This window comes from Luteithermobacter gelatinilyticus (genome assembly GCF_005849285.1).
GTDB classification, from domain to species: Bacteria; Pseudomonadota; Alphaproteobacteria; order Sphingomonadales; family Emcibacteraceae; genus Luteithermobacter; species Luteithermobacter gelatinilyticus.
The window spans coordinates 2,658,941-2,685,249 of sequence record NZ_CP040517.1 but is presented as its reverse complement, the minus strand read 5'-3'; the positions used below and the strand labels follow the sequence as shown (position 1 = coordinate 2,685,249).

General features: G+C 57.8%; 23 protein-coding genes and 1 tRNA gene. 11 read left to right on the top strand and 13 right to left on the bottom strand.

Features of this window, described 5'->3' with window-relative positions; all coding sequences use genetic code 11:
* The first annotated feature begins 18 nt into the window (after nucleotides 1-18).
* From tsaE to trxA, 5 genes are all read left to right on the top strand, one after another.
* Complete coding sequence (gene tsaE / locus FE788_RS12090; RefSeq protein ID WP_210413963.1) at nucleotides 19-537, top strand: tRNA (adenosine(37)-N6)-threonylcarbamoyltransferase complex ATPase subunit type 1 TsaE; 519 nt, start codon at nucleotides 19-21, stop codon at nucleotides 535-537.
* Nucleotides 530-2,308 carry a phosphotransferase gene (locus FE788_RS14240; protein ID WP_138380878.1) on the top strand — a complete coding sequence of 593 codons (1,779 nt, stop codon included), beginning with the start codon at nucleotides 530-532 and terminating at the stop codon, nucleotides 2,306-2,308. The genes tsaE and FE788_RS14240 overlap by 8 nt, the downstream gene beginning before the upstream one ends.
* On the top strand, nucleotides 2,308-5,394 hold the full coding sequence (addB, locus tag FE788_RS12080) for a double-strand break repair protein AddB (RefSeq protein WP_138380877.1): 3,087 nt from the start codon (nucleotides 2,308-2,310) through the stop codon (nucleotides 5,392-5,394). Before FE788_RS14240 ends, addB begins: the two co-directional genes overlap by 1 nt.
* Nucleotides 5,391-8,813 (top strand): double-strand break repair helicase AddA, encoded by a 3,423-nt coding sequence (gene addA / locus FE788_RS12075; protein WP_138380876.1) that lies wholly within the window; start codon nucleotides 5,391-5,393, stop codon nucleotides 8,811-8,813. Before addB ends, addA begins: the two co-directional genes overlap by 4 nt.
* Before the next feature lie 108 nt (nucleotides 8,814-8,921).
* On the top strand, nucleotides 8,922-9,242 hold the full coding sequence (trxA, locus tag FE788_RS12070) for a thioredoxin (protein WP_138380875.1): 321 nt from the start codon (nucleotides 8,922-8,924) through the stop codon (nucleotides 9,240-9,242).
* Between the two features lie 202 nt (nucleotides 9,243-9,444).
* Here trxA and FE788_RS12065 read toward each other — a convergent pair whose 3' ends face one another.
* From FE788_RS12065 to FE788_RS12015, 11 genes are all read right to left on the bottom strand, one after another.
* Nucleotides 9,445-10,752, bottom strand: coding sequence for a bifunctional folylpolyglutamate synthase/dihydrofolate synthase (locus FE788_RS12065; RefSeq protein WP_138380874.1), 1,308 nt, complete (start codon nucleotides 10,750-10,752; stop codon nucleotides 9,445-9,447).
* A 20-nt stretch (nucleotides 10,753-10,772) separates the two neighbouring features.
* Nucleotides 10,773-11,654, bottom strand: coding sequence for an acetyl-CoA carboxylase, carboxyltransferase subunit beta (gene accD, locus FE788_RS12060; RefSeq protein WP_138380873.1), 882 nt, complete (start codon nucleotides 11,652-11,654; stop codon nucleotides 10,773-10,775).
* Nucleotides 11,655-11,721: 67 nt separating this feature from the next.
* Complete coding sequence (trpA, locus tag FE788_RS12055) at nucleotides 11,722-12,561, bottom strand: tryptophan synthase subunit alpha (protein WP_138380872.1); 840 nt, start codon at nucleotides 12,559-12,561, stop codon at nucleotides 11,722-11,724.
* 12 nt (nucleotides 12,562-12,573) lie between these two features.
* Complete coding sequence (gene trpB, locus FE788_RS12050; protein ID WP_138380871.1) at nucleotides 12,574-13,797, bottom strand: tryptophan synthase subunit beta; 1,224 nt, start codon at nucleotides 13,795-13,797, stop codon at nucleotides 12,574-12,576.
* Nucleotides 13,798-13,824: 27 nt separating this feature from the next.
* Nucleotides 13,825-14,475, bottom strand: coding sequence for a phosphoribosylanthranilate isomerase (locus FE788_RS12045; protein ID WP_138380870.1), 651 nt, complete (start codon nucleotides 14,473-14,475; stop codon nucleotides 13,825-13,827).
* Between the two features lie 3 nt (nucleotides 14,476-14,478).
* Nucleotides 14,479-15,201 carry an orotidine-5'-phosphate decarboxylase gene (gene pyrF / locus FE788_RS12040; RefSeq protein ID WP_138380869.1) on the bottom strand — a complete coding sequence of 241 codons (723 nt, stop codon included), beginning with the start codon at nucleotides 15,199-15,201 and terminating at the stop codon, nucleotides 14,479-14,481.
* 61 nt (nucleotides 15,202-15,262) lie between these two features.
* Complete coding sequence (locus tag FE788_RS12035; RefSeq protein WP_138380868.1) at nucleotides 15,263-15,571, bottom strand: LapA family protein; 309 nt, start codon at nucleotides 15,569-15,571, stop codon at nucleotides 15,263-15,265.
* Nucleotides 15,572-15,791: 220 nt separating this feature from the next.
* On the bottom strand, nucleotides 15,792-16,073 hold the full coding sequence (ihfB, locus tag FE788_RS12030) for an integration host factor subunit beta (protein WP_138380867.1): 282 nt from the start codon (nucleotides 16,071-16,073) through the stop codon (nucleotides 15,792-15,794).
* Between the two features lie 23 nt (nucleotides 16,074-16,096).
* Entirely contained in the window at nucleotides 16,097-17,005 is a 909-nt protein-coding gene (sppA, locus tag FE788_RS12025; protein WP_138380866.1) for a signal peptide peptidase SppA, read from the bottom strand.
* Nucleotides 17,006-17,267: 262 nt separating this feature from the next.
* Nucleotides 17,268-17,343, bottom strand: a tRNA-Ala gene (locus FE788_RS12020).
* Nucleotides 17,344-17,467: 124 nt separating this feature from the next.
* Nucleotides 17,468-17,806: an FYDLN acid domain-containing protein gene (locus tag FE788_RS12015; RefSeq protein ID WP_138380865.1), complete on the bottom strand. Its 339-nt coding sequence runs from the start codon at nucleotides 17,804-17,806 to the stop codon at nucleotides 17,468-17,470.
* Between the two features lie 346 nt (nucleotides 17,807-18,152).
* Here FE788_RS12015 and aroA point away from each other — a divergent pair, with 346 nt between their 5' ends.
* The 3 genes from aroA to rpsA all read left to right on the top strand — a co-directional run bounded on the left by aroA (nucleotide 18,153) and on the right by rpsA (nucleotide 22,008).
* Entirely contained in the window at nucleotides 18,153-19,475 is a 1,323-nt protein-coding gene (gene aroA, locus FE788_RS12010; protein ID WP_138380864.1) for a 3-phosphoshikimate 1-carboxyvinyltransferase, read from the top strand.
* Nucleotides 19,472-20,125, top strand: coding sequence for a (d)CMP kinase (cmk, locus tag FE788_RS12005; RefSeq protein WP_138380863.1), 654 nt, complete (start codon nucleotides 19,472-19,474; stop codon nucleotides 20,123-20,125). Before aroA ends, cmk begins: the two co-directional genes overlap by 4 nt.
* A gap of 170 nt (nucleotides 20,126-20,295) precedes the next feature.
* On the top strand, nucleotides 20,296-22,008 hold the full coding sequence (gene rpsA, locus FE788_RS12000; protein ID WP_138380862.1) for a 30S ribosomal protein S1: 1,713 nt from the start codon (nucleotides 20,296-20,298) through the stop codon (nucleotides 22,006-22,008).
* A gap of 406 nt (nucleotides 22,009-22,414) precedes the next feature.
* Here rpsA and hslU read toward each other — a convergent pair whose 3' ends face one another.
* Nucleotides 22,415-23,725 carry an ATP-dependent protease ATPase subunit HslU gene (hslU, locus tag FE788_RS11995; RefSeq protein ID WP_138380861.1) on the bottom strand — a complete coding sequence of 437 codons (1,311 nt, stop codon included), beginning with the start codon at nucleotides 23,723-23,725 and terminating at the stop codon, nucleotides 22,415-22,417.
* Entirely contained in the window at nucleotides 23,722-24,276 is a 555-nt protein-coding gene (gene hslV, locus FE788_RS11990) for an ATP-dependent protease subunit HslV (protein ID WP_138380860.1), read from the bottom strand. Before hslV ends, hslU begins: the two co-directional genes overlap by 4 nt.
* A gap of 224 nt (nucleotides 24,277-24,500) precedes the next feature.
* Between hslV and hisB the strand changes: the two genes are divergently transcribed.
* The 3 genes from hisB (at nucleotide 24,501) to hisH (ending at nucleotide 26,303) form a co-directional block, all read left to right on the top strand.
* Entirely contained in the window at nucleotides 24,501-25,112 is a 612-nt protein-coding gene (hisB, locus tag FE788_RS11985) for an imidazoleglycerol-phosphate dehydratase HisB (protein WP_138380859.1), read from the top strand.
* Nucleotides 25,113-25,132: 20 nt separating this feature from the next.
* Nucleotides 25,133-25,543, top strand: coding sequence for a DUF2628 domain-containing protein (locus FE788_RS11980; RefSeq protein WP_138380858.1), 411 nt, complete (start codon nucleotides 25,133-25,135; stop codon nucleotides 25,541-25,543).
* A 106-nt stretch (nucleotides 25,544-25,649) separates the two neighbouring features.
* Entirely contained in the window at nucleotides 25,650-26,303 is a 654-nt protein-coding gene (gene hisH / locus FE788_RS11975; protein WP_138380857.1) for an imidazole glycerol phosphate synthase subunit HisH, read from the top strand.
* Nucleotides 26,304-26,309 lie beyond the last annotated feature (6 nt).

The window sequence follows — 26,309 nt, the reverse complement described above, 5'->3', positions numbered from 1 at the left end:
AAACTGTGACAGGAAACGGTGACAAAAAACATTATTTTTCAGAAAAAACTCGGCGGCCTGTCGGACACGGAAACATTCGCGGCGGCATTTGCACGACGGTTGCAGCCGGGAGACATTATCGCGCTGGAAGGCGATCTGGGGGCGGGAAAAACGGCCTTTTGCCGGGCGGTTATCCAGGCTCTCGGCTATGACGAGGAAGTTCCCAGTCCTACCTTCACCCTGGTGCAAATCTATGAACCACCGGCAGAGGACCTGGAAACCCCCGCCGTTTGGCACTTTGACCTGTATCGCCTGGAAGAGCCGCAGGAGGTGTATGAACTGGGCATTGAGGAGGCGTTTGAAGGGGCTGTGAGCCTGATTGAATGGCCGGATCGTATGGGCGGGATGCTGCCACGGGATCATTTGCGGCTTAGGCTGGAAATCCTGCCCTCGGCACAACAGCGTCTTCTGACCCTGGAAGGGCCGGCGCACTGGAAGGGGCGGCTTGCCGGACTGGAACAGACAGAGACAGGGACAACCGGGACCGGCAATGACTGAACGGGGGGAAATCATCACCGCTTTTCTCGCCCGCAAAGGATGGGCGGATGCCCGGCGCCGTCCCGTGGCCGGAGACGCCTCTTTCCGGCGCTATGAGCGGCTGGAAAAGGCAGGGCTGACGGCCATTCTCATGGATGCCCCGCCGGCCTTTGAGGATGTAGTCCCCTTTATGGCCATAGCCCGGCATTTGCGGGATCTCTCCCTGTCCGCGCCAGCGATTCTAGCGGCGGATCAGGCGGCGGGCCTGTTGCTGTTGGAAGATCTGGGGGACGATCTGTTTGCCCGGGTCATCGCCACACACCCCGGCCGAGAACGCGCCCTGTATCGCCAAGCGGTGGACCTGTTACTTCATTTGCATAACCAGCCGCCGCCCGGGACCCTGTTTGTCGCCGACAAGGCGTTCTGGACCGTGCCGCCGTATGACGCGGCGGCCCTGTTGCGCGAGGTGGCCCTGTTTGTGGACTGGTATCTGCCGGCGCTGCGGGGAAAACGGCTGTCTTCTGACGAACGCCGAACATTCCTTGATCTTTGGGCTGTTGCCCTCGCCCCGGTGAAGGACAGTCGCGATTGTCTGGTGCTCAGGGACTATCATGCCGAAAACCTGATTGCTCTTGACGACCGAAAAGGGGTGGCCGCGACGGGGCTTCTGGACTTTCAGGATGCGCTGGTGGGACATCGGGCCTATGACCTGGTCAGCCTGTTGCAGGATGCGCGGCGGGATGTGCCGGCGGAACTGGAAGAGCGGCTGCTGGATTATTATCTGGAAAAATCGGGATTGTCGCGGGGGAGTTTCTTAAGGGATTACGCCCTGCTTGGGGCCCAGCGCAACACTAAGATCATAGGCATTTTTGCCCGACTGGCCCACCGCGACAGCAAACATAAATATCTGTCTCTCATTCCCCGGGTCTGGGGGCTTCTGGAACGGGACCTGCGGCATCCGGCGTTAGCCGAAATCAGACAGTGGATGACGTCGGCGGTACCGGCTGAATGCCGGGAGACGCCCCCCCGTCTTAAACCATCCATGCCCGACAGGGCTATGGTGCTAGCGGCGGGGCTTGGGACTCGTATGCGCCCGCTTACTGATCATGTGCCCAAACCCCTGATTCCGGTTGCGGGTCGGGACATGTTGAGCCGGATTCTCGACGGTCTTGCCGCCGCCGGGGTAAGTCAGGCGGTCATCAATGTGCATTACCGCGCCGACCAGATCGAACAGGCCCTTGCTCAACGCCCGGATCCGCGGCCGAAGATTATTCTGTCCGATGAACGGGACCGATTGCTGGATAGCGGCGGCGGGGTGAAAAAGGCGTTGCCTCATCTTGGCGGGGCGGCTTTTTATGTCCTGAACAGCGATCTGATCTGGACAGAGGCGGACACGACCGCGCCGGAACTGATGTTGCATCGTCTGGCGGCCGGCTGGGATGCGGATAAAATGGACATCCTGATGCTGCTGATGCCCACAACGAAGGCGGTGGGATATGACGGGCCGGGAGACTTCCATCTGGCCGGCGATGGTCGGCTCACGCCGCGCAAAAGGGGGAATGAGGAAGATGCCGGGGCAGATTATATGTATGCCGGCGTGATGATCATGAGCCCGACGCTTTTTCAGCAAACGCCAGAGGGACCTTTTTCCCTGCGGGACATATTTCAGGCGGCCGCCCGGCGGGGCCGTCTGTATGGGCAGGTGCATGAAGGCGGCTGGTATCACGTGGGCACACCGGCGGCGCTGGCCCGTATTGAACAGCTTCTGACGACAGGGGGGGAGACTAACTGATGGCGCGACAACTGGGCAAGGCACCGGAACTTTATACCATCCCGGCCCGCTATTCTTTTGTGGATGCGCTGGCCCAGGGGGTGATGACGCGTTTCGGTCAGGACCCGCTATCGTTAAGCGATGTGCTGATCCTGCTGCCCAACCGGCGGGGGGTCCGCTCCCTCAGGGAGGCTTTTCTGCGCCTAAGCGGAGGAAAGTCCATCCTGTTGCCGCGTTTGCAGCCCATTGGCGACGTGGAGGAGGACGAAATGCTGCTAGGTGCGGCGGCGCTGCCACAGGGCATCGACACGCCGGACCTGCCGCCGCCGATTTCCCCATATCAGCGACAAATGCTACTGATGGAGGTTATTACCCGCTGGTACAAACGCCGGGGGGAAGATCCGCCCGAAGTGGCCCAGTCGGCCATTCTGGCAGGGGCGCTGGGGCGGTTTCTTGACCAGGTGCAGACGGAGCGGCTGTCGTTTGATGACCTGAAGGAGCTGGTGCCGGAAGATTATGCCGTCCACTGGCAGGAAACCCTGGAGTTTCTGAAAATTCTGACCCAGAACTGGCCCGGTGTGCTTGCGGCCACAGGGCATATGGATGCGGCGGCCCGGCGCAACCGGTTACTGGAAGGACTTAGACAACAGTGGCTGCAAAATCCGCCGACCCATCCCGTGATTGCGGCGGGGTCTACCGGGTCGATTCCGGCGACGGCTGATCTGCTGGAGGTGATTGCCCGTTTGCCCCGGGGAATGGTGGTTCTGCCCGGCATGGATGTAAATATGGATGAAGAAAGCTGGCAGGCCCTGGAGCCGACCCATCCGCAATATACCATGAAACAGTTGCTGCAAAAGATAGGTGCCGAACGTATCGAGGTGCGGGACTGGCTGTCGCATTTTTGCGCCGGCGTCAGCGCCGCCCTGTCACAAAGTCCGCCGGCACGGGAACGGTTGCTGACGGAAATCATGCGCCCGGCGGCAACCACGGACCGCTGGCGGGAGATGGATGTGGATCTGGAGGCGGCAACAAAGGGGCTGATCCGCCTTGACCTGCCCGGCCCTCGGGAGGAGGCTGGTGTGATTGCGCTCATGCTGCGTCGGGCGCTGGAGGAGGAAGGACGGACTGCCGCCCTCATTACCCCGGACCGCCAGTTGGCCCGTCGAGTGGCGGGGGAATTGCGCCGCTGGGATATTGTCATTGACGACAGCGCCGGTACCCCCCTGTTTAACACGCCGCCGGGCGTGTATCTGCGGCTGACGGCCCGCATGGTGGCCGAGCAATTTGCGCCGGTGCCTTTGCTGAGCGCCCTAAAACACCCGTTCATGTGCGCCGGGCAGGACCCGGGCATTTTCCGCAAGCGGGTACGCCAGCTTGAAAAAAACCTGTTGCGAGGCCCTCGTCCGGGTGGGGGACTGAAGGGCATCCGTGCGGCGCTCATGGCCGCGATTGAGGAAAAAGGCCCCGAGACCGGCCCGCTTCAGGCGCTGGAGGAATGGTGGAGCGGCGTGGCGGCCCATCTGGCGCCGATGGAGACACTTCTGAACCGTAAGGCGGCCTCTTTTGGGGCCCTGCTCAAGGCCCATATCACCATGGCCGAAGCGCTGGCGGCGACGGATGAGGAAGTCGGGGAAGCGCGCCTCTGGAAAGGCGACGCCGGAGAACAGGCCGCCCGGCTGGTGGAGGAATTACAGCTGGCGGCGGACAGCCTGCCATCCCTGCCGCCCGAGCAATATCCCGCCCTTCTGGAAGTTTTTATGCGCGAGGTGACGGTCCGGCCGCGTTATGGACAGCATCCACGGCTCAATATCTGGGGGCCGCTGGAAGCACGGCTGCAACATGCGGATCTAGTCATTCTCGCCGGTCTGAACGAAGGCAGTTGGCCGCCAGAGGCCACCATCGATCCGTGGATGAGCCGGCCCATGCGGGAAAAGTTTGGTCTGCCATCCTTGGAACAGAAAATCGGCCTGAGCGCCCATGATTTTATTCAGGCCGCCTCCGCCCCGAACGTGGTTCTGACCCGGGCAGAAAAACAGGATGGCACGCCAACAGTTAAGTCCCGGTGGCTCGCCCGTATGGAGGCGATTGTGCCGCCCGGCTATCTGCACCCCAAGACGGCGTGCTGGGCCGACTGGTACCGGTTACTGGATCAGCCCGCCCAGCCGGTCGAAATCCACCCGCCGCGTCCGACTCCGCCCGTGGAGGACCGGCCACGACAGTTGTCGGTCACGGCCATACAGACCTGGATGCGTGATCCCTACAGCCTCTATGCCCGGTATATTCTGAATCTCAAGCCGCTTGACCCGCTGGATGCAGACCCCGGTGCTGCGGACAAAGGGATCATCATTCATGCGGCACTGGACTGGTTCATGCGGGAATATGCTGATCACCTGCCCGAAGACGCCCACGACCGGTTGATCGAGATGGGGCGGGAGGAATTTACGCATGTGCTGGACCGGCCGACGGTCTGGGCATTCTGGTGGCCGCGGTTTGTCCAGATTGCCGAATGGTTTGTGGATAATGAACGTCGCCGCCGGGCCGAGGGGCTTACCACGGTCGCGACGGAAATCTCCGGCAGGCTTGAGCTTGACGCGCCCGGGGGCGTGTTCTGCCTGACAGCCCAGGCCGACCGGATCGACCGGCGTGCAGATGGCAGTTACAGCATTATTGATTATAAGACCGGGCAGAGCGCCACGCCCCGCCAGCTTCATGCCGGATATGCCCCACAATTGCCGCTGGAAGGCGTCATATTGCAGGCTGGCGGTTTCAAGGGGCTGTCAGGAGTGGTCGGGGAGCTGAGTTACTGGCAGTTGAAAGGCGGGGATGAGCCGGCAAAGATCACCAGTTTCCATGAAGCCGGCATCCGTCAGGCCAAGATTAATGTGTCCGAGTTGATCGACAAATCCCGCGCGGGGCTTGTTCAGCTGATTGCCAGCTTTGACCAGCGTGAAACGCCTTATCTCAGTACCCCCCGCCCCGACGTGCTGGGGTACGGGGAATATGACCACCTGGCCCGGGTCAAGGAATGGCAGGGGCGTCTGAAAGATATACCTCCCAAAGACACGAATCATAACACCAACACTAAAGACCGGGGAGAAAGGACATGAGCCAGACACCGGAACAGACCCGCGCCGCGGATCCTAACGCGTCTGCCTGGGTGGGGGCCTCGGCGGGCACTGGCAAAACCTTTGTCCTGACCAACCGGGTGTTGCGGCTGATGTTGTCGGGCACGCCGCCGGAAAGGCTGTTGTGTCTGACCTTCACCAAGGCGGCGGCGGCGGAAATGGCCAACCGTCTTAATGACCGCCTGGCTGAATGGGCGGTGTGTGACGAGGCTCTGTTACTGCACCAGCTTGCAGACCTTCTGGGTGGCCTGCCCGATGAACAGACCTGCGCCAAGGCGCGCAAACTGTTTGCCGAGGTGCTGGATGTGCCGGGCGGGCTCAAAATCCAGACCATTCATTCTTTTTGCCAGTCCATGCTGGGACGGTTCCCCCTGGAAGCCCGTATCGCTCCTCATTTCGAGGTGATTGATGAACTGACGGCGCGGGATTATCTCAAACAGGCCCGTGATGTCGTGCTGGGGGAGGCCCGAGCCGAAGCCAATCCGGAACTGGCAGAGGCGCTCGGGCATATTTCCCGGCGCATGACAGAACAGACCTTTGCCGAACTGATTGGGGAGCTGGTGGGGGAGCGCGGCCGGCTGGAGCGGCTGATGGGGCGTTTCAGGACCGTCAATCGGGCGATTCTGGTGCTGCGCCGGTTTCTGGGACTTTCCCCCACGGAAAGCCGCAAGGATATTATTGCGGCGGCCTGTGACAACCTGGCCTTTAACGAAGTGGGCCTGCGATTGGTTATGGCGGCACTGCTTGAGGGCACGAAAACCGACCGGGCCCGTGGCGAGGCCATCGCCCGCTGGCTTTCAGACCCGAAAGGCCGGCCGGATTTTCTTGTCACCTATATGGGGCAATTCCTGAAGCAGGATGGGGAAATACTGGCTCGCCTGATCACCAAAAAACCGGCTGAAGCCTTTCCCCAGGCAGAGACTATTCTTGAGGCCGAGGCCGAGAGGTTGCGGTTGCTCTCCCAGAAATTGAGGCTTGTGGAGATGCTGGAAAACAGCGAGGCGCTGCTGACCATTGGGGCGGCCTTTATCGGGGCCTACCGGGACAGTAAAAGGCGTCATGCGGTGCTGGATTATGATGACCTGATCCTCACGGTGACCCGGCTTCTGGGGCGGGCTGATGTGGCGGACTGGGTGTTGTTTAAACTGGACGGCGGCATTGATCATATTCTGATTGACGAGGCCCAGGACACCAACCCGGAACAGTGGCAGGTGATCCGTACCCTTGCCAATGAATTTTTTGTTGGGGAAGGGGCGCGGGATATTCCGCGCACCATTTTTGCTGTGGGCGATGTCAAGCAGTCCATCTATAGCTTTCAGCGGGCCGAGCCGCGGGAATTTGTGGCCAGCCGTCAGCATTTCGCAGAACGGGCCGCGGCGGCACGGTTGGGGTTTCATGAGGTGAGCCTTGACCTGTCCTTCCGATCCACCCAAGCCGTTCTGACGGTAGTTGATGAAGTGTTCAGGGCGTCTGAGCGACGCTTGGCGCTGGCCTTTAGTGAAGCCGAAATCGCCCATATCGCCCACCGCACAGGGGAGGCGGGGCTGGTGGAGTTATGGCCCACGGAGCAGCCCCGCGAGGTGTCGGCCCCGGAAGACTGGGCCCCGCCGGTGATACAGGAACCGTCCCTGAGTGCGGAAATGCGCTTGGCAACGCGGATTGCCGATAAAATTCAGGACTGGTTGGACACCGGGGAAATACTTGAGGCCAGGAACCGCCCCATTACCCCCGGCGATATTCTGATTCTGGTGCGGCACCGTTCTAAGTTTGACGATTATCTGATCCGGGCATTGAAGCTGCGCGGCATTCCGGTAGCCGGGCAGGATAAAATGAAACTGCTGGAGCAACTGGCGGTGATGGACTTGATGGCGGTGGGGAATTTCGTGCTGCTGCCCGAGGATGATTTGACCCTGGCTGTGGTGCTTAAAAGCCCGTTTGTGGGGTTTTCCGAAGATGATCTGTATGCTTTGTGTCGAGGTAAAGCGCCGGGGGAAAGCCTGTGGGCGTCCCTGTTGCGCCGGCGGGAGGAAAAACCGGTCTTTGCCGATGCCGCCGCCTGGCTTGTGCAACTGACCAATGCGGCGGATTTTGCGCCGCCATTCGAGTTTTATTCCTATCTTCTGGGGCCGCTTGACGGGCGGGAGAGGCTTCTGGCGCGCCTTGGGGAAGAGGCCATTGATCCGATGGATGAATTTCTGACCCTCGCCATGTCCTATGAACAAAACAATATTCCCGCGTTGCAAGGTTTTCTAAGTTGGCTGGAAAGCGGCCGGCTGGAAATCAAACGGGACATGGAGCAGGGTAAGGGCGAGGTACGGATCATGACCGTTCATGGGGCCAAGGGATTACAGGCGCCGGTGGTGATTCTGCCCGATACCTGTCAGCGGCCCAAAAAAGGGTCGAAAATTCTGTGGGTGGAAACTGCAGACGGCCCGATGATGCTGTGGCCGGGGGGGGCGAAAAATGAGCTGGGACCTGCGAGAACCGCCCGGGACAGGATCAATCAGGTTCGGGACGAGGAATATTTGCGGTTGTTGTATGTGGCGTTGACCCGGGCCGAAGACCGCTTGTATGTAACCGGCTGGGAAGGCCGCAACGGGCGCGAGGCTGGCTGCTGGTACAGTCTGATCGAGGGGGCTATGCAAACCCTTGAGGGCGTTGTGGAGACAGAAGGCTGGAATGATCAGCCGTTGCGGCGATATGAATGCGCCCAGACCAAGGCAGAAACGCCGCCGCCTCCGGCCGCCGCCCAGGAGCGGCCGGTTGAGCCGTTGCCGGTCTGGGCCCGTACCCCGCCCCGGGCGGAACCGGTACCCCCCCGTCCGCTCAGCCCGTCCCGCCCCGATGAGGAGGAGCCCGCCGTGCAAAGCCCGTTGCGGGCGGCGGCGCGTCGGGAACAGGACCAGCGTCGTTTCCATCGAGGGCGGTTGCTGCATCGCCTGCTGGAAATTTTACCGGAACTCGCTGCGGACAAACGGATGGCGGCAGCGCGGCGTTTTCTCTCTCAACCGGCGCATGACCTTCCGCCCGAAGAACAGGACCGCATCCTGAATGAGGTTCGGACTATCCTGGAGCACAAGGAGTTCGCCCCGCTTTATGGCCCGGGCAGCCGGGCAGAGGTGCCCCTAGTGGGGGTGATCGGTACCACGCCGGTCTCCGGCCAGGTGGACCGGCTGGTGATTACCGAACGGGACATCATGATTGTGGATTACAAAACCAACCGTCCGCCGCCGGCCGATGTAACGCAGGTACCGATGGTGTATCTGAAACAGATGGCCGCTTATCGCCGCATTCTTGCCGATCTTTATCCCGACAGGCGTGTGCGGTGTGCCCTGCTATGGACCGATGAGGCCCGGCTGATGGAATTGCCGGAAGAACGGCTGGCGAGCATAAAGTTATGATCACATTTGCCGTTCACATTTGTTTGAGGTGTTTCTCCCCTTGACGTTGCAGGGGTGGCTTCTTACATTTGACGCAATTGTTTAAATAACAAATCTAAGGAAAGAATAATGAGCACGATTGCAGTAACGGATGCCGGTTTTGAAAATGAGGTTTTAAAATCAGACAAACCGGTTCTTGTGGATTTCTGGGCGGAATGGTGCGGTCCGTGTAAACAGCTTGGTCCGGTGCTGGAAGAATTGTCCGGGGACATGGCCGATAAGCTGACCATCGCCAAAGTGAATATTGATGAAAACCCGGAAGCCCCTACTCGTTACGGCGTGCGCAGCATTCCTACCATGCTGCTGTTCAAAAACGGCGAGGTAGCGGCCATGAAGATCGGGTCCACCTCCAAAACGGATCTGGCCAACTGGCTGAACGAAAATCTTTAAGCTTCACCCCCCAGAAGCTTAGAGCGGGAAAGGCGCCGGGAGACCGGCGCCTTTTCTGATTCTGTGATTTTTCTGAGACCTTATCTTTCTGAAGCCTTTCCGGGAGGTTGCGATGGCAGTTTCCTGTTTCCTGTGATTGCGAGTAAGTACCAGATTTTTCTGGGCCGGTGCGGCAATTTATCGCGGCAATTCATGGGACAGGTTATTCCAGTCGTGCCAGTACCTGCCCCGCCAAATATAACGAGCCGCAGATCAGCACCCGCGCCGGTGCAGACCGGGCGGCAATCTGGTGCAGGGCCTGATCCAAACCTGTGACGGCCCGGGTATTGAGCCCCACGTCCCGGGCCATGGCGGCGATGTCTTCGGCTGAATGGCTGTCTTCGCCTTCCACTTTCAGGCCAAACACTTCCTGGACAAGCGGGGCCAATGGTTTCAGGAACCCGCGTGTATCCTTGTTGGCCATCATGCCGCAAACGAGATATAGCGGCAGATCCGTCCTGTCGCGAAAGGCCGCGGCAATGATGTCCCCCGCCGCCGGGTTGTGACCGCCGTCTAACCATAATTCACTGCCTTTCGGCAAAGGCGCGGCGAGGGCCGTCCGCGACAGATCCTGAAGGCGGGCGGGCCACACGGCCGAGGTGAGTCCCCGGCATATCTGTTCGTGGGTCAGGGTAAAATGGTCCTGATGACGGAGTGCGGCAAGGGCAAGGGCGGCATTGTCGATCTGGTGCGCTCCATGCAGATTGGGACGGGGCAGGGTTAGCCGGTCCCCTTCGTCTTCATAAACAAAACCTTTCCCTGTGCGTTGCACCCGCCAGGCCACGCCACAGGGCAGGGTGATGGCGCCCCGGCGTGCGGCTTCCTCAGCGATGGCGGCCGCCGCTTCCGGGACTTGTGGGGCAATGACCAGCGGCACGCCCGGTTTGGCGATTCCGGCCTTCTCCCGGGCGATTCCGGCAACCTCATTGCCTAGAAACTGTTCATGGTCCAGTGAGACGGGGGTAATCACCGTGGACAGGGGGCGGTCGATGACATTGGTGGCGTCAAGACGTCCGCCCAATCCCACTTCCAGCACCACCACATCCGCGGGCGTCTCAGAAAAGGCCTTGAAAGCGGCGGCGGTGGTGATTTCAAAATAGGTGATCGGCGCCCCGCCATTGGCTTTTTCACACTCTTCCAGAACTCTGGCCAGATGTTCTTCGTGAATGAGCTGGCCCGCCAGTCGGATCCGTTCGGCGAATTTTACCAGATGGGGCGAGGTATAGACATGCACCCTAAGCCCTGCCGCCTCCAGCATGGCGCGCAGATAAGCGGTGGTGGAGCCTTTGCCGTTGGTTCCGGCAACATGGATGACGGGCGGCAAGCGGCGTTCGGGGTGATCCAGCGCGGCAAGGATCCGTTCCATACGTCCCAATGACAGGTCGATTTTTTTGGGGTGCAGCCGGTAAAGCCGCTCAAGGATCTTGTCACTGATCTTGTCATCGGGCCGACCGGCGGACTGTATTGTCATGGGCAAACTTATGGACAAACTTAGGTGTCATGAGTAAGGGCAAGGGTGCCAGGCTGCTTCATCAGCAGCGAGAGCAGCTGTTCCAGCTTGTTGCGCATGTCCTTGCGGTGCACGATCATGTCCAGCATCCCGTGTTCCAGAAGATATTCGGATCTTTGGAATCCTTCGGGTAGTTCTTCGCGGATGGTATCCTTGATGACCCGGGGGCCGGCAAAACAGATCAGCGCATTGGGTTCGGCAATATGCACGTCGCCCAGCATGGCGTAAGATGCCGTCACCCCGCCGGTGGTGGGATCGGTCAGCACTACAATATAGGGTAGTTTCGCATCCTTGACCATTTCAATGGCCACAGTGGTGCGCGGCATCTGCATCAGCGACAGGATGCCCTCCTGCATGCGCGCGCCGCCAGCGGCGGAAAAAATCACCAGCGGGGCTTTTTTCTCCACGGCATGCTGGGCGGCGGCAATGATCCCTTCGCCGACGGCCATACCCATGGAACCGCCCATGAACAGGAAATTCTGAACTGCCACAACGGTATTCACATTGCCAATCTTGCCATAGGCCACGGCAATGGCATCATCAAATTCGGACCGGGCCCGAGCCGCCTTGAGGCGGTCGGTATATTTTTTCTGGTCCTTGAATTTCAGCGGATCTTCCTTGGGTTTGGGCAGATCGATCAGGGTGTATTCCCCACCGTTGAACAGGTTGTCAAAACGCTGACGGGGCCCAATCCGCTCATGATAATCGCAATGGGGGCAGACGTGAAGATTGGCTTCCAGGTCCTTGATATAGAGGAGCTGTCCGCAATTTTTACATTTATGCCAAAGATTGTCCGGGGTTTCTTTCTTCTGTTTCAGGACCGCCCGGATTTTGGGACGTACATAATTGGTCAGCCAGTTCATCTTCTACCTTCTTCCATAATCCCTGATAACGCTTGCCGATATCAAGGGCCGGTTCCAGGGGCCGGTTTCAGGCCTTCTGCCGGGCCCTGCGGACTCCCGTGGCAAGCTCCTTGACGAAAGAGAGGACTTTAGCCTCTGCCTCGGAATTTGCAAGATTTTCCTCACCGGCGACAAGCTCGGCCATTAGGTCGACAATGGCCGATCCCACCACCACTGCATCGGCAAATTCCGCAAAAGCCGCCGCATGGGCCGGGGTTTTAATACCAAAGCCTACCGCCAGCGGCAGATCGGTTTTTCCCCGGAAACTCTCCAGCGCCCGTTTAACGGAGGCCAAATCCGGCGTGCGTGTGCCGGTAATGCCGGCAATGGATACATAATACAGAAATCCTGAACCATGTGCGGTAATTTTTTTGAGCCGCGCCGCATCGGTGGTCGGCGTGGCCAGGTGAATGAACCCCATACCGGCCTTACGCGCGGGCACGGCCAGTTCGGCGTCTTCCTCCGGCGGCAGGTCCACGATAATCAGGCCATCCACGCCGGCCTCAAGCGCATCTTTGAGAAAGGTATTAACCCCATAAACATAAATGGGGTTGTAATAGCCCATCAGAATAAGCGGCGTGTCCTGGTCCCCTTCGCGAAAGGCCCGCACCATATCAAGATATTTATGCACCGTCATGCCAGCCTGGAGCGCCCGGAGACTTGCGGCCTGAATGGCGGGCCCATCAGCCATCGGATCGGAAAACGGCATTCCCAGTTCGATAATGTCGGCCCCGGCCTTGGGCAGTCCCTTGAGCAGCCGGAGCGAGCGGTCATAAGTTGGGTCACCAGCAGTGGTGAAGGTCACCAGCCCCGCCCGTCCCTGGGCTTTCAGGTCCGCAAACTTCCGCTCAATACGTTCTACACCCATACTCTCTTTTCCTCAGATCTCGGCACCCAACGCTTCGGCAACGGTGAAAATATCCTTATCCCCCCGTCCGGACAGATTCATCACCATCAGATGATCCCGGGGCAGTGTCGGAGCTTTTTTGAGCACAAAGGCAATGGCGTGCGCGCTTTCCAGGGCTGGGATGATGCCTTCATATTCGGTGCAGACCTGAAAGGCTTCCAGCGCTTCCCGGTCTGTAATGGGCACATAGGTGACGCGCCCTGACTGATGCAGGAAACTGTGCTCCGGTCCGATCCCCGGATAGTCGAGGCCCGCGGAAATGCTGTGGGCTTCGGTAATCTGTCCGTCCCCGTCCATCAGCAGATAAGTACGGTTGCCATGCAGCACGCCCGGGCGTCCGCCAGTGAGTGAGGCGGCGTGTTTGTCAGTGTCCAGACCATGCCCCGCCGCTTCCACGCCGTAAATTTCGCAATCCTCATCCAAGAACGGATGAAACAGGCCGATGGCGTTGGACCCGCCGCCGACGCAGGCCACAAGGCTGTCGGGCAGACGGCCTTCCAGGGCCAGGATTTGCTCGCGGGTTTCTTCGCCGATGACACACTGGAAATCCCGCACCAGTTCCGGATAGGGGTGCGGCCCGGCTGCCGTGCCGATCAGATAAAAGGTATCTGCCACATTGGCGACCCAGTCGCGCAAGGCGTCATTCATGGCGTCTTTAAGGCTTTGCGAGCCAGAGGTCACCGGCACCACTTCCGCCCCCAGAAGTTTCATCCGGAACACATTGGGTTTCTGCCGTTCAATATCCTTGGCCCCCATATAGATCACGCATTTTATGCCAAACCGCGCACAGACAGTAGCGGTGGCTACCCCATGCTGGCCGGCACCGGTTTCGGCGATGATGCGGGTCTTGCCCATGCGCCGCGCCAGAAGGATCTGCCCGATGCAGTTGTTGATCTTGTGTGCGCCGGTATGGTTGAGTTCCTCGCGCTTGAAGTAAACCTTTGCGCCGCCCAGGTGATCGCTCAGCCGTTCGGCAAAATAGAGCGGGCTGGGCCGGCCGACATAATCGCTGAGCAGGCTTTTGAATTCCTTCTCAAAAGCCGGATCATTCCTGGCTTCCTTATAGGCCTGTTCCAGGTCCAGGATCAGCGGCATCAGGGTCTCGGCCACATAACGGCCGCCGAAAATGCCAAAATGTCCTTCTGGGTCCGGTCCCTTGCGATAGCTGTTGGGCTGTGGCGTATCTTTGCCCGTCATGAATTTTCCTCGTCTTGCCTCCGCCCATCAACGCGTCGTGTGGGCGGCCCTGATAAAATCCTGTATTTTGCCGACGTCTTTCTGTCCCGGGCGGCTTTCGACACCACTGGAAACGTCTACGATCTTGGCGCCGCTGGTGGTAATGGCCTCGGCGACATTGTCGCTGTCCAGACCGCCGGAGAGCATCCAGGGACGGCTCCAGTTTTCCTGTCGGATCAACTGCCAGTCAAACACCAGGCCGTTGCCGCCGGGCAGCGCATTTTCCAGAGTTTTAGGCGCTTTTGCATCAAACAGCAATAGGTCGCTGACGCTTTCATAGGATTTTGCCGTCTCGATGTCTGCGGGCTCCGCCACGGCAATGGCTTTCATCACGTCGCGGCCATAGCGGGCGCGGATGTCCCGAACCCGCGCCGGGGTCTCCTGGCCGTGTAATTGCAGGATATCCAGATCCACCCGGGCGATAGTCTCGTCCAGAAGGGCGTCTGTGGGATCCACAAAAACCCCTACTTTGCGCATCCGACCGGGAACCCCGGCGGCCAATGCTGCGGCCTGTTCCGTGCTGATGTGGCGCGGTGAGGGGGGGAAGAAAACAAATCCTACATAGGCCGCTCCGGCTTCCGCGGCGACCCGCACCGTTTCTGGTGTGCTGAGACCACATATCTTTACCGCTACTGGCATAGGTCAGCCTTTCAGCTCTTCCGCGATGGCCCGGGCGGCCTGAACCGGGTCAGCGGCCTGGGTGATGGGCCGGCCAATAACAATATAATCGGCCCCGCGGTCTACCGCCTGACGCGGGGTCATGATGCGTTTCTGATCGCCGCGGGCGCTGCCGGCGGGGCGAATACCGGGAACCACCAGTTTGAACCCGGGGCCGCAGGCTTCGCGGATCAGGTCGATTTCGAGGGGGGAGCAGACCACGCCGTCAAGGCCGCTGTCCTGGGCCAGACGGGCCATTTTGGTCACTTGGGCCGCCACATCCGGCTGATATCCCACTGCCGCCAGATCGTCACCGTCCAGGCTGGTCAGTACCGTGACCCCGACCATCAGCGGGCGCGCACATCCAGCCCGGTCCGCGGCGTCGCTCGCGGCCTGGACTGCTGCGGCCATCATGGCGGGACCACCGGCGGTATGAACGGTCATAATATGCGGTTTCAGCGGCATCAGGGCATGGATTGCACTTGCCACGGTGTTAGGAATATCGTGCAGTTTCAGGTCCAGAAAAATGGATTGACCGCTTTCGGCGACGGTTCTGAACCCGGCGGGACCGTTGGCGCCGAAAAACTCAAGCCCCAGTTTAACGCCGCCCACATGGGATTTGAGGCGCTTTGCCAGAGTAAAGGCCTGATCCGTTTCCGTAGTATCCAGGGCGCAGAAAATGCGCTGGTATGCGTCCAGAAATGTCATGCTGTACTGTTCCGGTGTTTAGGGTTCTGTCCCGGACCCGGCCGCAGGGGCCGGCCCGCAGTCATGTCTTGGGGCCGTTTGTCTCATGAACGGCGGGGCTTGACAAGGATTTTAGCTCATTTTCTAGATCCCTGATCCGCTTTTCCTGGCGCCGGCGAATGCGGGCCTCGCGGAAAGAGCTTCTGATGGCCACCAGCCAGCCGGCGCCAAGACCGATGAAAATGCCCAAAAACACCAGCAGATAAACCGGCATTTCCAGTTCCACAGGAAAGGGAGACAGGGAAAAATGAACCATGTCCTGGTTGGAAACCGCAATGATCACACAAAACAGGGTAAAAACCGCAAAAACGGCCCAGGAAAAAAAGCGCATGAATAAAAGCCGAAATTAAGTTGTCACAATTAAGTTGTCACATTGTGTGCATACAACTGTGTACATACAATGTGTACATACAACCCATTCTGCGTGAAGACAACCTGTTCCGCACGGGTTGTGTTGATCTTTGGCCGGGCGATGAGGGGAAAAATCAGAGCCAAACACACCAAAACATCCGCAGGCGGTCCTGCGGGATGGTATTGTGTCGATCGCCCGTTTATTTCCCGTTCAGTTTTTCCCTGAGGTCTTTGCCGGTCTTGAAATACGGTACATATTTTTCAGGAACATGAACATTTTCCCCGGTGCGAGGGTTGCGGCCGGAGCGTGCAGGCCGGTATTTTACCGAAAATGCCCCAAATCCCCGAAGCTCGACCCGGTTTCCCTCCGCCAGAGCGTTGGTGATTTCCTCGAAAATCGTATTCACGATGCGTTCAACATCACGTTGATAAAGATGCGGGTTGGCCTCCACGAGACGGTTGATCAGCTCCGACTTTATCATCGACTTTTCCCTATTTGTTGTTATCAATAGGAATTAGGTTGCCAGAGTGAGACCAGCCCGTCAAGGCTAAGTACTTCATTAAAAGGAGTTTTTCCTGCAATTGTAGTAAGAAATTCTTCAAACAGGCGTTCCCGGGGGCTTTTATCCACGTCAATGACCGGCAAATCAGGATTTATGCCGTGTTCCTCTTTCAACCAGGCCCGGGCTTCGGGTGTCCCGCCGAGAGAATCGACCAAGCCGTTTGAGAGTGCCTGTCGGCCGGTATAAACTCGTCCGTCGGCCAGGGCGCGCACCTCGTCAAGCGCCATATCCCGGCGTTCAGCGACCAGGGTGGTGAACCAGTCGTAACTGTCATCGATCATGCCCTGATAGACCTTGCGAGCTTCTTCGCTCAGGGGATTGAAACCATCAGGTTCACCTTTCAGTCGTCCGCTGGCGATTTTTTGGCTGCCAATGCCGATTTTGTCCATCAGTTCCCCGATATGGGTATATTGCATGATCACGCCGATGGAGCCGGTGATGGTGGTCTCACGGGCGAATATCCTGTCCCCGGCAAGGGCGGTGATATATCCCCCCGATGCTGCCAGCGATCCCATGGTCACTGCCACAGGTTTGATGGCGGCCACCTGCCGGATGGCATGATAAAGTTGTTCGCTGGCGGTGCTGCCGCCGCCGGGACTGTTGATATGAATAATCAGGGCCTTGGCGAAGTCGTCTTCGGCAACGCCGGCGATGATTTCAAGCTGACGCGGATTTTCCAGAATGACCCCTTCAACGGTGATGCGCGCTACATAGGGACCCTTGACCGGCCCGGCGGGGCTGACCATGGTGATGAACAGAATGACGGCCAGAACAATGGCGCAGATGCGCCAGAAGGTGACTTTTTTGCGCAGGCGGCGGCGATCAATAATCAGATCGTAATTGTCGGTCATCTGGAACTCCCAAATCAATCCCCAATAAAGAAGAAAACAGGTTGTAATCGGGGCATTATGTGGTCCCGGATGCAAACTGTCCAGATTTTGTTGTGAGCGTCTGTTGTCAGGCAGGGGAGGGTGAAAAACAGAACGCTGCAACGGCTGGGGAGAAGCTACGGCCTATTCACAATTTACTCTCTATTCACAATTTACTCTGACGACGCAGATCAAAAAAGCCCGGCCAGAGGCCGGGCGATTTTTGGGGGGAGGTTTGAAGTTTTGGTGGAGCTAAGCGGGATCGAACCGCTGACCTCTACAATGCCATTGTAGCGCTCTCCCAGCTGAGCTATAGCCCCATTCTCCAAAACTTTCGCCTGTTTTCTTCGGGGATTGGGGGAGGAATCCCTTCAAGTGAATCAGGCGATGCAATACATATTCATCCTTGCGACGATAATCAAGACCAAATTGTGATTTTTTTAATCAGTCGTCAGTTTTCTTTTTGACAGGGGCGTCTACGACGCCGGTCACATCATCATCGTCATCATCGCTCAGGATCGTGGTGTCGTCATCTTCGTCAATGTCGACGGAATCATCATCCTCAAGAAGATCGTCCTCATCCAGCAGCAGATCGTCATCATCGTTGACGTTGTCTTCCGGCTCCTCGATCTCCAGAGGATGCTGTTTGCTTTTCAAGATGATTTCAGGCTTGAATTTATGATCGCAGCTGATGCACATGATCGGATCATCATTGCCAAGATCATAAAAGCGCGTTCCACATTTCGGGCATTGGCGTTTTGTGCCCCATTCAGGTTTAGCCAATAGTCGTCTCCTTAAACCTGTATCGATTCCATTACAAAAAGCTTCCTTTGCCATGATATTTCTCATGTGTCAAAGCTTAATATAATCTTGACGTACCCTGAGGCTGATGTTGGAGGCGAACTTTTGACAACTGACATTTGTGCTGAACTTTGCAGGGGCTTTTTGTTCTTTGCTTGACAAGAGAAAAAGAAACCCGGAATAAAAGCGATATAATCGATATAATATCGGGACGGTCCCTATCAATAACTGTTTCCATTATCGGTAATCGTTCCCATTATCGATAATCGTTCAATGACTGTTCAACAGCGAATCGTTCAATACCGACCATTCAACAGAGCCTGATACAATGCCACAACTGATTTCTTCCCCCGCCGAAAAACTTACGGGCCGGATCACCGTTCCCGGGGACAAGTCCATTTCTCACCGGGCCCTGATCATGGGGGCTCTTGCGCTTGGCGAAAGCCTCATTACGGGGCTTCTGGAAGGTGAGGATGTGCTCAATACCGCCCGGGCGATGCAGGCCCTGGGGGCGGATATCCGGCGGGATGATAGCGGGGTGTGGCATGTCCGTGGGCGGGGCGTTGGGGCTCTCAAACAGCCGGACCAGGCGTTGGACATGGGGAACTCCGGCACTGGGGCCCGGCTTTTGATGGGACTGGTAGCGACTCATCCCATAAGTGCGACATTTATTGGGGACGCCTCCCTGTCGTCCCGGCCCATGAAACGGGTCATGATCCCCCTTGAGCGCTTCGGGGCCACCTTCAGCGGTGCGGAAGATGGCACCCTGCCGCTGACGGTTATGGGCACGGCCAGCCCCTTGCCCATCCGCTATGAGGTGCCTGTGGCCTCGGCCCAGGTCAAATCCGCCGTAATGCTGGCGGCGCTGAACACGCCCGGGCGGACCACGATTATTGAACCGGTGCCGACCCGAGATCATACGGAACGCATGTTCCGTCATTTCGGCGTGGAGATAACGGTAACGGATGAAAAGGGCGGCCGGGTCATCGACATTATGGGGCAACCGGAACTTGTCGCCAGGTCCATGGCAGTGCCAGGAGACCCGTCTTCGGCCGCCTTTGCGGTGGTGGCCGCCCTGATTACGCCGGGGTCGGACATCCTGATTGAAAATGTGGGATTGAATGAGAACCGCATCGGACTGTTTCTTACGCTCAAGGATATGGGGGCGCAAATCGACTTTCTGAACGCCCGTGAGGAATGCGGCGAACCGGTGGCCGATCTCAGGGTCCGCCACAGCACACTCAAAGCCATTAACGTGCCGCCCGGGCGGGCGCCGTCCATGATCGACGAATATCCGATTCTGTGTGTTGCCGCCGCCTTTGCCGAAGGTATTACCGTGATGCGCGGTGCCGGGGAACTGCGGGTCAAGGAAAGCGACCGTATCGCCCTGATGGTTGAGGGGCTGCGCAAAGTCGGGGTCCAGGTGGAAGAGTTTGAGGATGGCATGGCCGTGACTGGCGGCGCAGTACCTGAAGGCGGCTGCCTGATTGCCACCCATCTGGACCATCGGATCGCCATGTCTTTTCTCACCCTGGGGCTGAGAACGAAAAATCCGGTGACGGTGGATGACGGGTCGGTAATTGAAACCAGCTTTCCAGGGTTTGCACCACTGATGAACAGCCTTGGGGCTCATATTGGAGAATCCTCATGACAGCCCCCGCCAAATCCATAACCGTTATCGCCATTGACGGGCCGGCCGCGTCTGGCAAGGGAACGTTGGCGCGGCGGCTGGCGGCCCATTTTGATTATGCCCATCTGGATACCGGGGCGCTGTATCGGGCCGTGGGACTTGGCGTGCTCAGGGCCGGAGGCAATCCGGAGGATGAGGCCGACGCCGTCCGGGCCGCTGAGCATGTGGCGGAAATTGATCTTGACGATCCGGCACTCAGAAGCGAATCGACCGGGGCGGCAGCCTCGAAAGTGGCGGCAATCCCTGAGGTGCGCCGGATTCTTCTGGACTATCAGCGGCAATTCGCGGCCACGCCACCGGGAAACAAGCGGGGGGCGGTGCTGGATGGCCGGGACATCGGCACCGTGGTCTGCCCTGATGCAACCCATAAGTTTTTTATCACGGCGGATGTGGAAACCCGCGCAAAACGGCGGTTTCTGGAGCTTTTTGGCGAACAGGGGACGGCGGAACAATATGCTCGGATTCTGGAGGAGTTGCGCCTGCGGGATGAACGTGACATGACCCGGGCCACTGCGCCCCTGAAACCCGCGGAAAACGCACACTTGCTTGACACCACAAATTCGGATATAGAGGCCGTGTTCGAAAAGGCTCTGAGTCTGATCCGTGGGTAGTTGACGGCCCGTATACGGCTGATCGCAAGGCTTTTTGGATCATCGGATAAAATACCCTCTTCCGTGTGAACCGCCGCGGAAGAATCGTTTTTAGTGTAAAATGGTTTCCAAGACCGTCGGAGACAACCGGCAGGCCGGAATACATGACGTAAAGGAAAGAAGGATACTTAATGACTGCTGAACAATCAGTACCCACCACCGAGGATTTCGCCGCGCTTCTTGACGAAACCCTGGGTGCAGAAGAAAAATTTGATGGCAAGGTTGTGACCGGCACCATCATCGCACTGGATAAAGAAGCTGCAACAATTGATATTGGCCTGAAAGCCGAAGGCCGTGTTCCCCTCAAAGAATTTGCCGCACCCGGACAGACGCCCGACCTGAAAGTCGGCGATACCGTGGAAGTCTATGTGGAGCGGGTTGAGAACGCCAAGGGCGAAGCCATCCTGAGCCGTGAAAAAGCCCGCCGCGAAGAAGCTTGGGTTCAGCTGGAGAAATCCTATGAGGCCGGCGAACGCGTCAAGGGGGTCATCTTTGGCCGCGTGAAAGGCGGCTTTACCGTTGACCTGAACGGCGCCGTGGCCTTCCTGCCGGGCAGCCAGGTGGATATTCGTCCGATCCGCGATGTTTCCCCGCTGATGAATATCGAACAGCCCTTCCAGATCCTCAAAATGGACCGCAAGCGGGGCAATATTGTTGTTTCCCGCCGGGCCATCCTTGAAGAAACCCGCGCCGAACAGCGGGCTGAGCTGATCAGCGGCCTGCATGAAGGCATGCAGGTGGAAGGTGTGGTGAAAAACATCACCGATTACGGCGCCTTTGTGGATCTTGGCGGTATTGACGGTCTACTGCATGTGACCGACATTTCCTGGAAGCGGATCAACCATCCCTCCGAAGTGCTTAATATCGGCGATACCATCCAGGTCCAGATTATCCGGCTCAATCCGGAAACTCAGCGGATTTCGCTTGGCATGAAACAGCTTCAGGCCGATCCGTGGGACAATATCGAAGAGAAATTCCCGGTTGGCACCAAGCTCAAGGGCCGGATCACCAACATCACCGATTACGGCGCCTTTGTGGAGCTGGAAGACGGCATTGAAGGTCTGGTCCATGTGTCCGAGATGAGCTGGGTCAAGAAAAACGTTCATCCGGGTAAAATCGTGTCCACCAGCCAGGAAGTGGAAGTCATGGTTCTGGAAATCGAACCGGAGAAACGCCGCATCAGCCTGGGTCTGAAACAATGCATGGACAATCCGTGGGAAAGCTTTGCCGCAACACACCCGATCGGCTCCGAGATCGAAGGCGAGATCAAGAATATTACCGAATTCGGTCTGTTTGTGGGGCTGGATAACGATGTGGACGGCATGGTGCACATGTCTGACCTTGACTGGAACAAATCCGGTGAGGAAGCCATTGCCGAATACAAGAAAGGCGATGTGGTGCGGGCTGTAGTGCTGGATATTGATACCGAAAAAGAGCGTATCAGCCTGGGCATCAAACAGCTCAGTGGCGACCCGATGAGCAGCATTTCCGGCCTGAAAAAAGGCGGTGTGGTGACCTGTACGGTGACCAATGTGACCGACAATGGCCTGGAAGTCAGCATCGGCGAGGGTGAGCAGTCCATCGACGCCTTTATCCGTCGTTCCGATCTCAGCCGGGATCGTTCCGAACAGCGTCCGGAGCGTTTTTCCGTCGGCGACAAGGTCGATGCCATGGTCACCTCCGTGGACAAAAAGAACCGCAAGATTGGCCTCAGCATCAAGCAGCTTGAAATCACCGAAGAAAAAGAAGCTGTGGCCCAGTACGGATCTTCCGACAGCGGCGCGAGCCTGGGGGATATCCTGGGGGCCGCTCTGGCCGAAAGCAAGGAAGACGAGTCCAAATAAGCCGGACAGGTCTCCCTGCGGTAAAAAGATATATCCCCGCTCCGGTTCGTCGGGGCGGGGATTTGTTTGGGAATATGGTCATTGCGCGCCCGTGGAAGGAATGCGGAGATCCACATGAATCATGGCGCTGTGAGTATGGATGGCGCTGTTTCCGTTTTTTTCTTCCGTCGCTCCCGCGTAGGCGGGAGCCCAGAGTTCTTTCAAAAACCCCTCCCGGAAACCGGGCAGATGTCTTTATTTACGGACTGGATTACCGCCTTCGCGGCAAGGACGAAGGAGAAGCGGCAAGGACGGAAAACAGCCTCATCGCCCGCACCACCATATATTTTTGGCCCGTTATATATTTTGGCCATATATATTGGGAAGGCTGTGGCAACCCATTTTTCCGGTTCTGGGACGCGGCCCTTTACAGGATAAACCGGGTCAGGTCTGAGGTATCTGCCAGATCTCCAATATGTTTGGTGACATAGGCCTCATCCACCACAACTTCCGTGCCGGGTTTATCGGTGGCCTCAAAGCTGATTTCGTCAAGAATACGTTCCAGCACCGTATGCAGCCGCCGCGCCCCGATATTTTCCACCGTGTCGTTGATTTCGGCGGACAGCCGGGCGATAGCATCAATCCCGTCCGGCGTGAAGCTGAGTTTGACGCCTTCGGTGCCGAGCAACGCGGTATACTGCTTGATCAGGCTATAATCCGGTTCCAGCAGGATATGTTTGAAGTCTTCCTCGGTCAGGGCGCGCAGTTCCACCCGGATCGGCAGGCGGCCCTGAAGTTCGGGCAACAAATCCGAGGGTTTGGCAAGGCTGAACGCGCCGGAGGCGATGAACAGGATATGATCGGTTCTGACCTGGCCGTATTTGGTGGCGACGGTGCTGCCTTCAATCAGCGGCAGCAGGTCGCGTTGCACGCCTTCGCGGCTGACTTCCCCGCCACGGCGGTCTTCACGTCCGGCGATCTTGTCAATCTCGTCGATGAAAACAATGCCGCTCTGCTCCACCCGTTCCAAGGCGTCACGAATAATGGCTTCTTCGTCCAGAAGTTTGTCGCCTTCATCCGCCAGAAGAATTTCGGCCGCTTCACGGACGGTCATTTTTTTCTTTACCGTGCGGGGGCCAAATGCCTTGCCCATAATGTCATTCAGGTTGATCATGCCCATGCTGGCGCCGGGCATGCCGGGAATGTCAAAAGTGGGCATCTGTGCAGGGGACGTGTCGCTGACTTCCACCTCGATTTCCTTATCGTCCAGTTCCCCTTCCCGCAGCATCTTGCGGAATTTTTGTCGGGTTTCCGGGCTGGCCGTCTCGCCCACCAGCGCATCAAGGATTCTTTCCTCGGCGCTGATTTCCGCCTTGGCCGTGACTTTGCGCCGGCTTTCCTCACGCACCATGCCGATGGCGACTTCCACCAGATCGCGAATGATCTGCTCCACGTCGCGGCCCACATATCCCACTTCGGTGAATTTGGTGGCTTCCACCTTGACAAAGGGGGCATTGGCCAGTTTGGCGAGACGACGGGAAATTTCCGTCTTACCGACCCCGGTCGGGCCAATCATCAGGATGTTTTTCGGCAGAACTTCCTCTTTCATATCTTCGGGCAGTTGCTGCCGCCGCCACCGGTTGCGCAGGGCAATAGCCACGGCGCGTTTGGCGTCCTTCTGGCCGATAATATAGCGGTCCAGTTCGGAAACAATTTCACGGGGGGAAAATGATGTCATTCTTTGGCTTCCAATACTTCCACAATAAGGTTGTCGTTGGTATAGACACAGATGTCGGCGGCGATACCCATGGCCTTGCGGGCGATCTGTTCCGCATCCAGGTCCTGATCCATTAGCGCCCGGGCCGCCGCCAGGGCATAATTGCCGCCCGACCCAATGGCGAGAATGCCGTCCGGCGTTTCCAAGACGTCGCCATTGCCGGTTAGCACCAGGCTGACTTCAGGGTCTACCACAATCATCATGGCTTCCAACCGCCTCAGATAGCGGTCCGTGCGCCAGTCCTTGGCCATTTCCACACAGGCGCGGGTCAGTTGCCCGCTATAACGTTCCAGCTTTTCTTCCAGCCGCTCAAACAGGGCAAAAGCATCGGCGGTTGATCCGGCAAAACCGGCGATCACATTGCCGTCACCCAGAGGGCGCACCTTGCGGGCATTGGCCTTAATGACAGTGTCGCCCAGAGAGACTTGCCCGTCTCCGGCAATGACAACTTTGTTTCCCTTGCGGACGCTCAGAATGGTCGTCCCGCGCCAGCCTTTTTGAGTTTCGGTCATAAGGTGGTTCCTGTTGTGTTGCGTTATGCGTTGACCTCACATTTGGGGAATTATTCCGGAAGGGTCAAGGGGGCAGCAGAAAAAAGCCTCAAAAGCTTTTGGGGAATTGGCGGGACAGGCCGGGGCTAGACAGCACGCCTGTATCGTCTTGTAATAAGTTTTGTTGGTTTTTTGACCCAGCGCTGCTATATCAATGCCAAGCAACAAAAACAGCGGAGGTCCCTATGCGCCAGGCGAGCATAGAGCGCAAGACAAAGGAAACCGAAATTTCCGTTTCGGTGAACCTGGATGGCACCGGAGTCTATGACGTGCATACCGGTATTGGGTTTCTGGATCATATGATGGAACAGCTCTCCCGTCATAGCTTGATTGACATCACTATCCGGGCTAAGGGAGATTTGCATATTGACTATCACCATACCACGGAAGATGTGGGCATTGTGCTGGGACAGGCGGTGGCCAAGGCGTTGGGGGATCTTAAGGGGATTACGCGTTACGGCAATGCCATCATTCCTATGGATGAGACCTGTACCCGCGCCAGTGTGGATGTGTCCGGGCGGCCCTTCATCGTCTGGAAAGTGAATTTTACCCGTGATAAACTGGGCGACATGGATACCGAGTTGTTCCTGGAATGGTTCCGGGCCTTTGCCTTTGGCGCGGGGCTGACCTTGCACGTGGAAAACATGTATGGGGAAAACAACCACCACATTATCGAATCCAGCTACAAGGCCCTGGCCCGGGCGCTCAGGCAAGCGATTGAAATCGACCCCCGCAAGGCGGATGCCATTCCGTCCACCAAAGGGGTTCTGGGCGATCAGCAGGATCTTGATGGATAGGCCCAGGGAGCTGTGGGACAATGGAATATAGGACCTATACCGCCCATATGCGCCCCTTGCCCTGGGGGGCGGAGGTATCGGCGCATGACGTGGTTCTGGTGCCGGAAAAAGGGTCTTTCTGGGCTTTTCTGTTTGGACCGTTCTGGGCCTTGTACCATCGCATGTGGGGTCTGGCCGCGGTTTTATTGCTGATTATTTTTGGTGGTGGCGCGTTTACGGGATTTCAGCATCAGGATGTGATCGTCCTGGCCTTGGCGATCTTTCTGGGGCTCGAAGGGTTTCATTTGAAACGCTGGTCCTTGTCTCTTAAGGGATATGTGGAACTGGGCGTGGTTGGCGGTGATGATGAGGACATGGCCGCCGAACGGTTTTACCGACTTCTGCAAAGGGGACAGTTCAACATACCCCGGTTTGGGCCTGAGGCGTCATAATGAGGCGCCATATCATGATGAGGCGCCATATGAGGATTAACAGGAAATTTCGGGAGAAGGCAGGTGGACAGATTTCACCTGTTTCTGTGGGGAATACCACGAAGTGATGAAAACAGTTTTGATTGATTACGGATCCGGTAATTTGCGCTCAGCGGAAAAGGCCACGCAGTGTATGGCTCGGGAAACGGGTCTGGAGATGGAGATTCTTGTCACCTCGCGGGCCGAGGATGTGCGCGGGGCGGACAGGATTATTCTGCCAGGGGTTGGGGCCTATGGGGACTGTATGCGGGGGCTGTCGGCGCTGTCTGGCATGCGCGAGGCATTGGAAGAGGTGATACTCCGGCGGGGCCGCCCGTTTCTTGGCATCTGTGTCGGCATGCAGCTATTGGCGGAGGAAGGGCATGAGCATGGCCATCATACGGGGCTGGGCTGGATCAAAGGTACGGTGGAACCGCTGCGGGTTCCGCCGGAGAGCGGGCTCAAGATTCCTCATATGGGGTGGAATGAACTGACATTTGCTCCCGGTGCGGCGGATCATCCGGTACTTGCGGGACTAGAGGATGGCGATCATGCCTATTTTGTCCACAGTTATTTTTTTCAGGCGGCGCAGCCAGAGGCCGTGCTGGCCACGGTGGATTATGGCGACCCGGTGACCGCCATCATCGGCCGGGACAATATCATTGGGACCCAGTTCCATCCGGAAAAAAGCCAGAATGTGGGGTTAAGATTGATCCGGAATTTTCTGAACTGGACCCCGTAGGCGCCG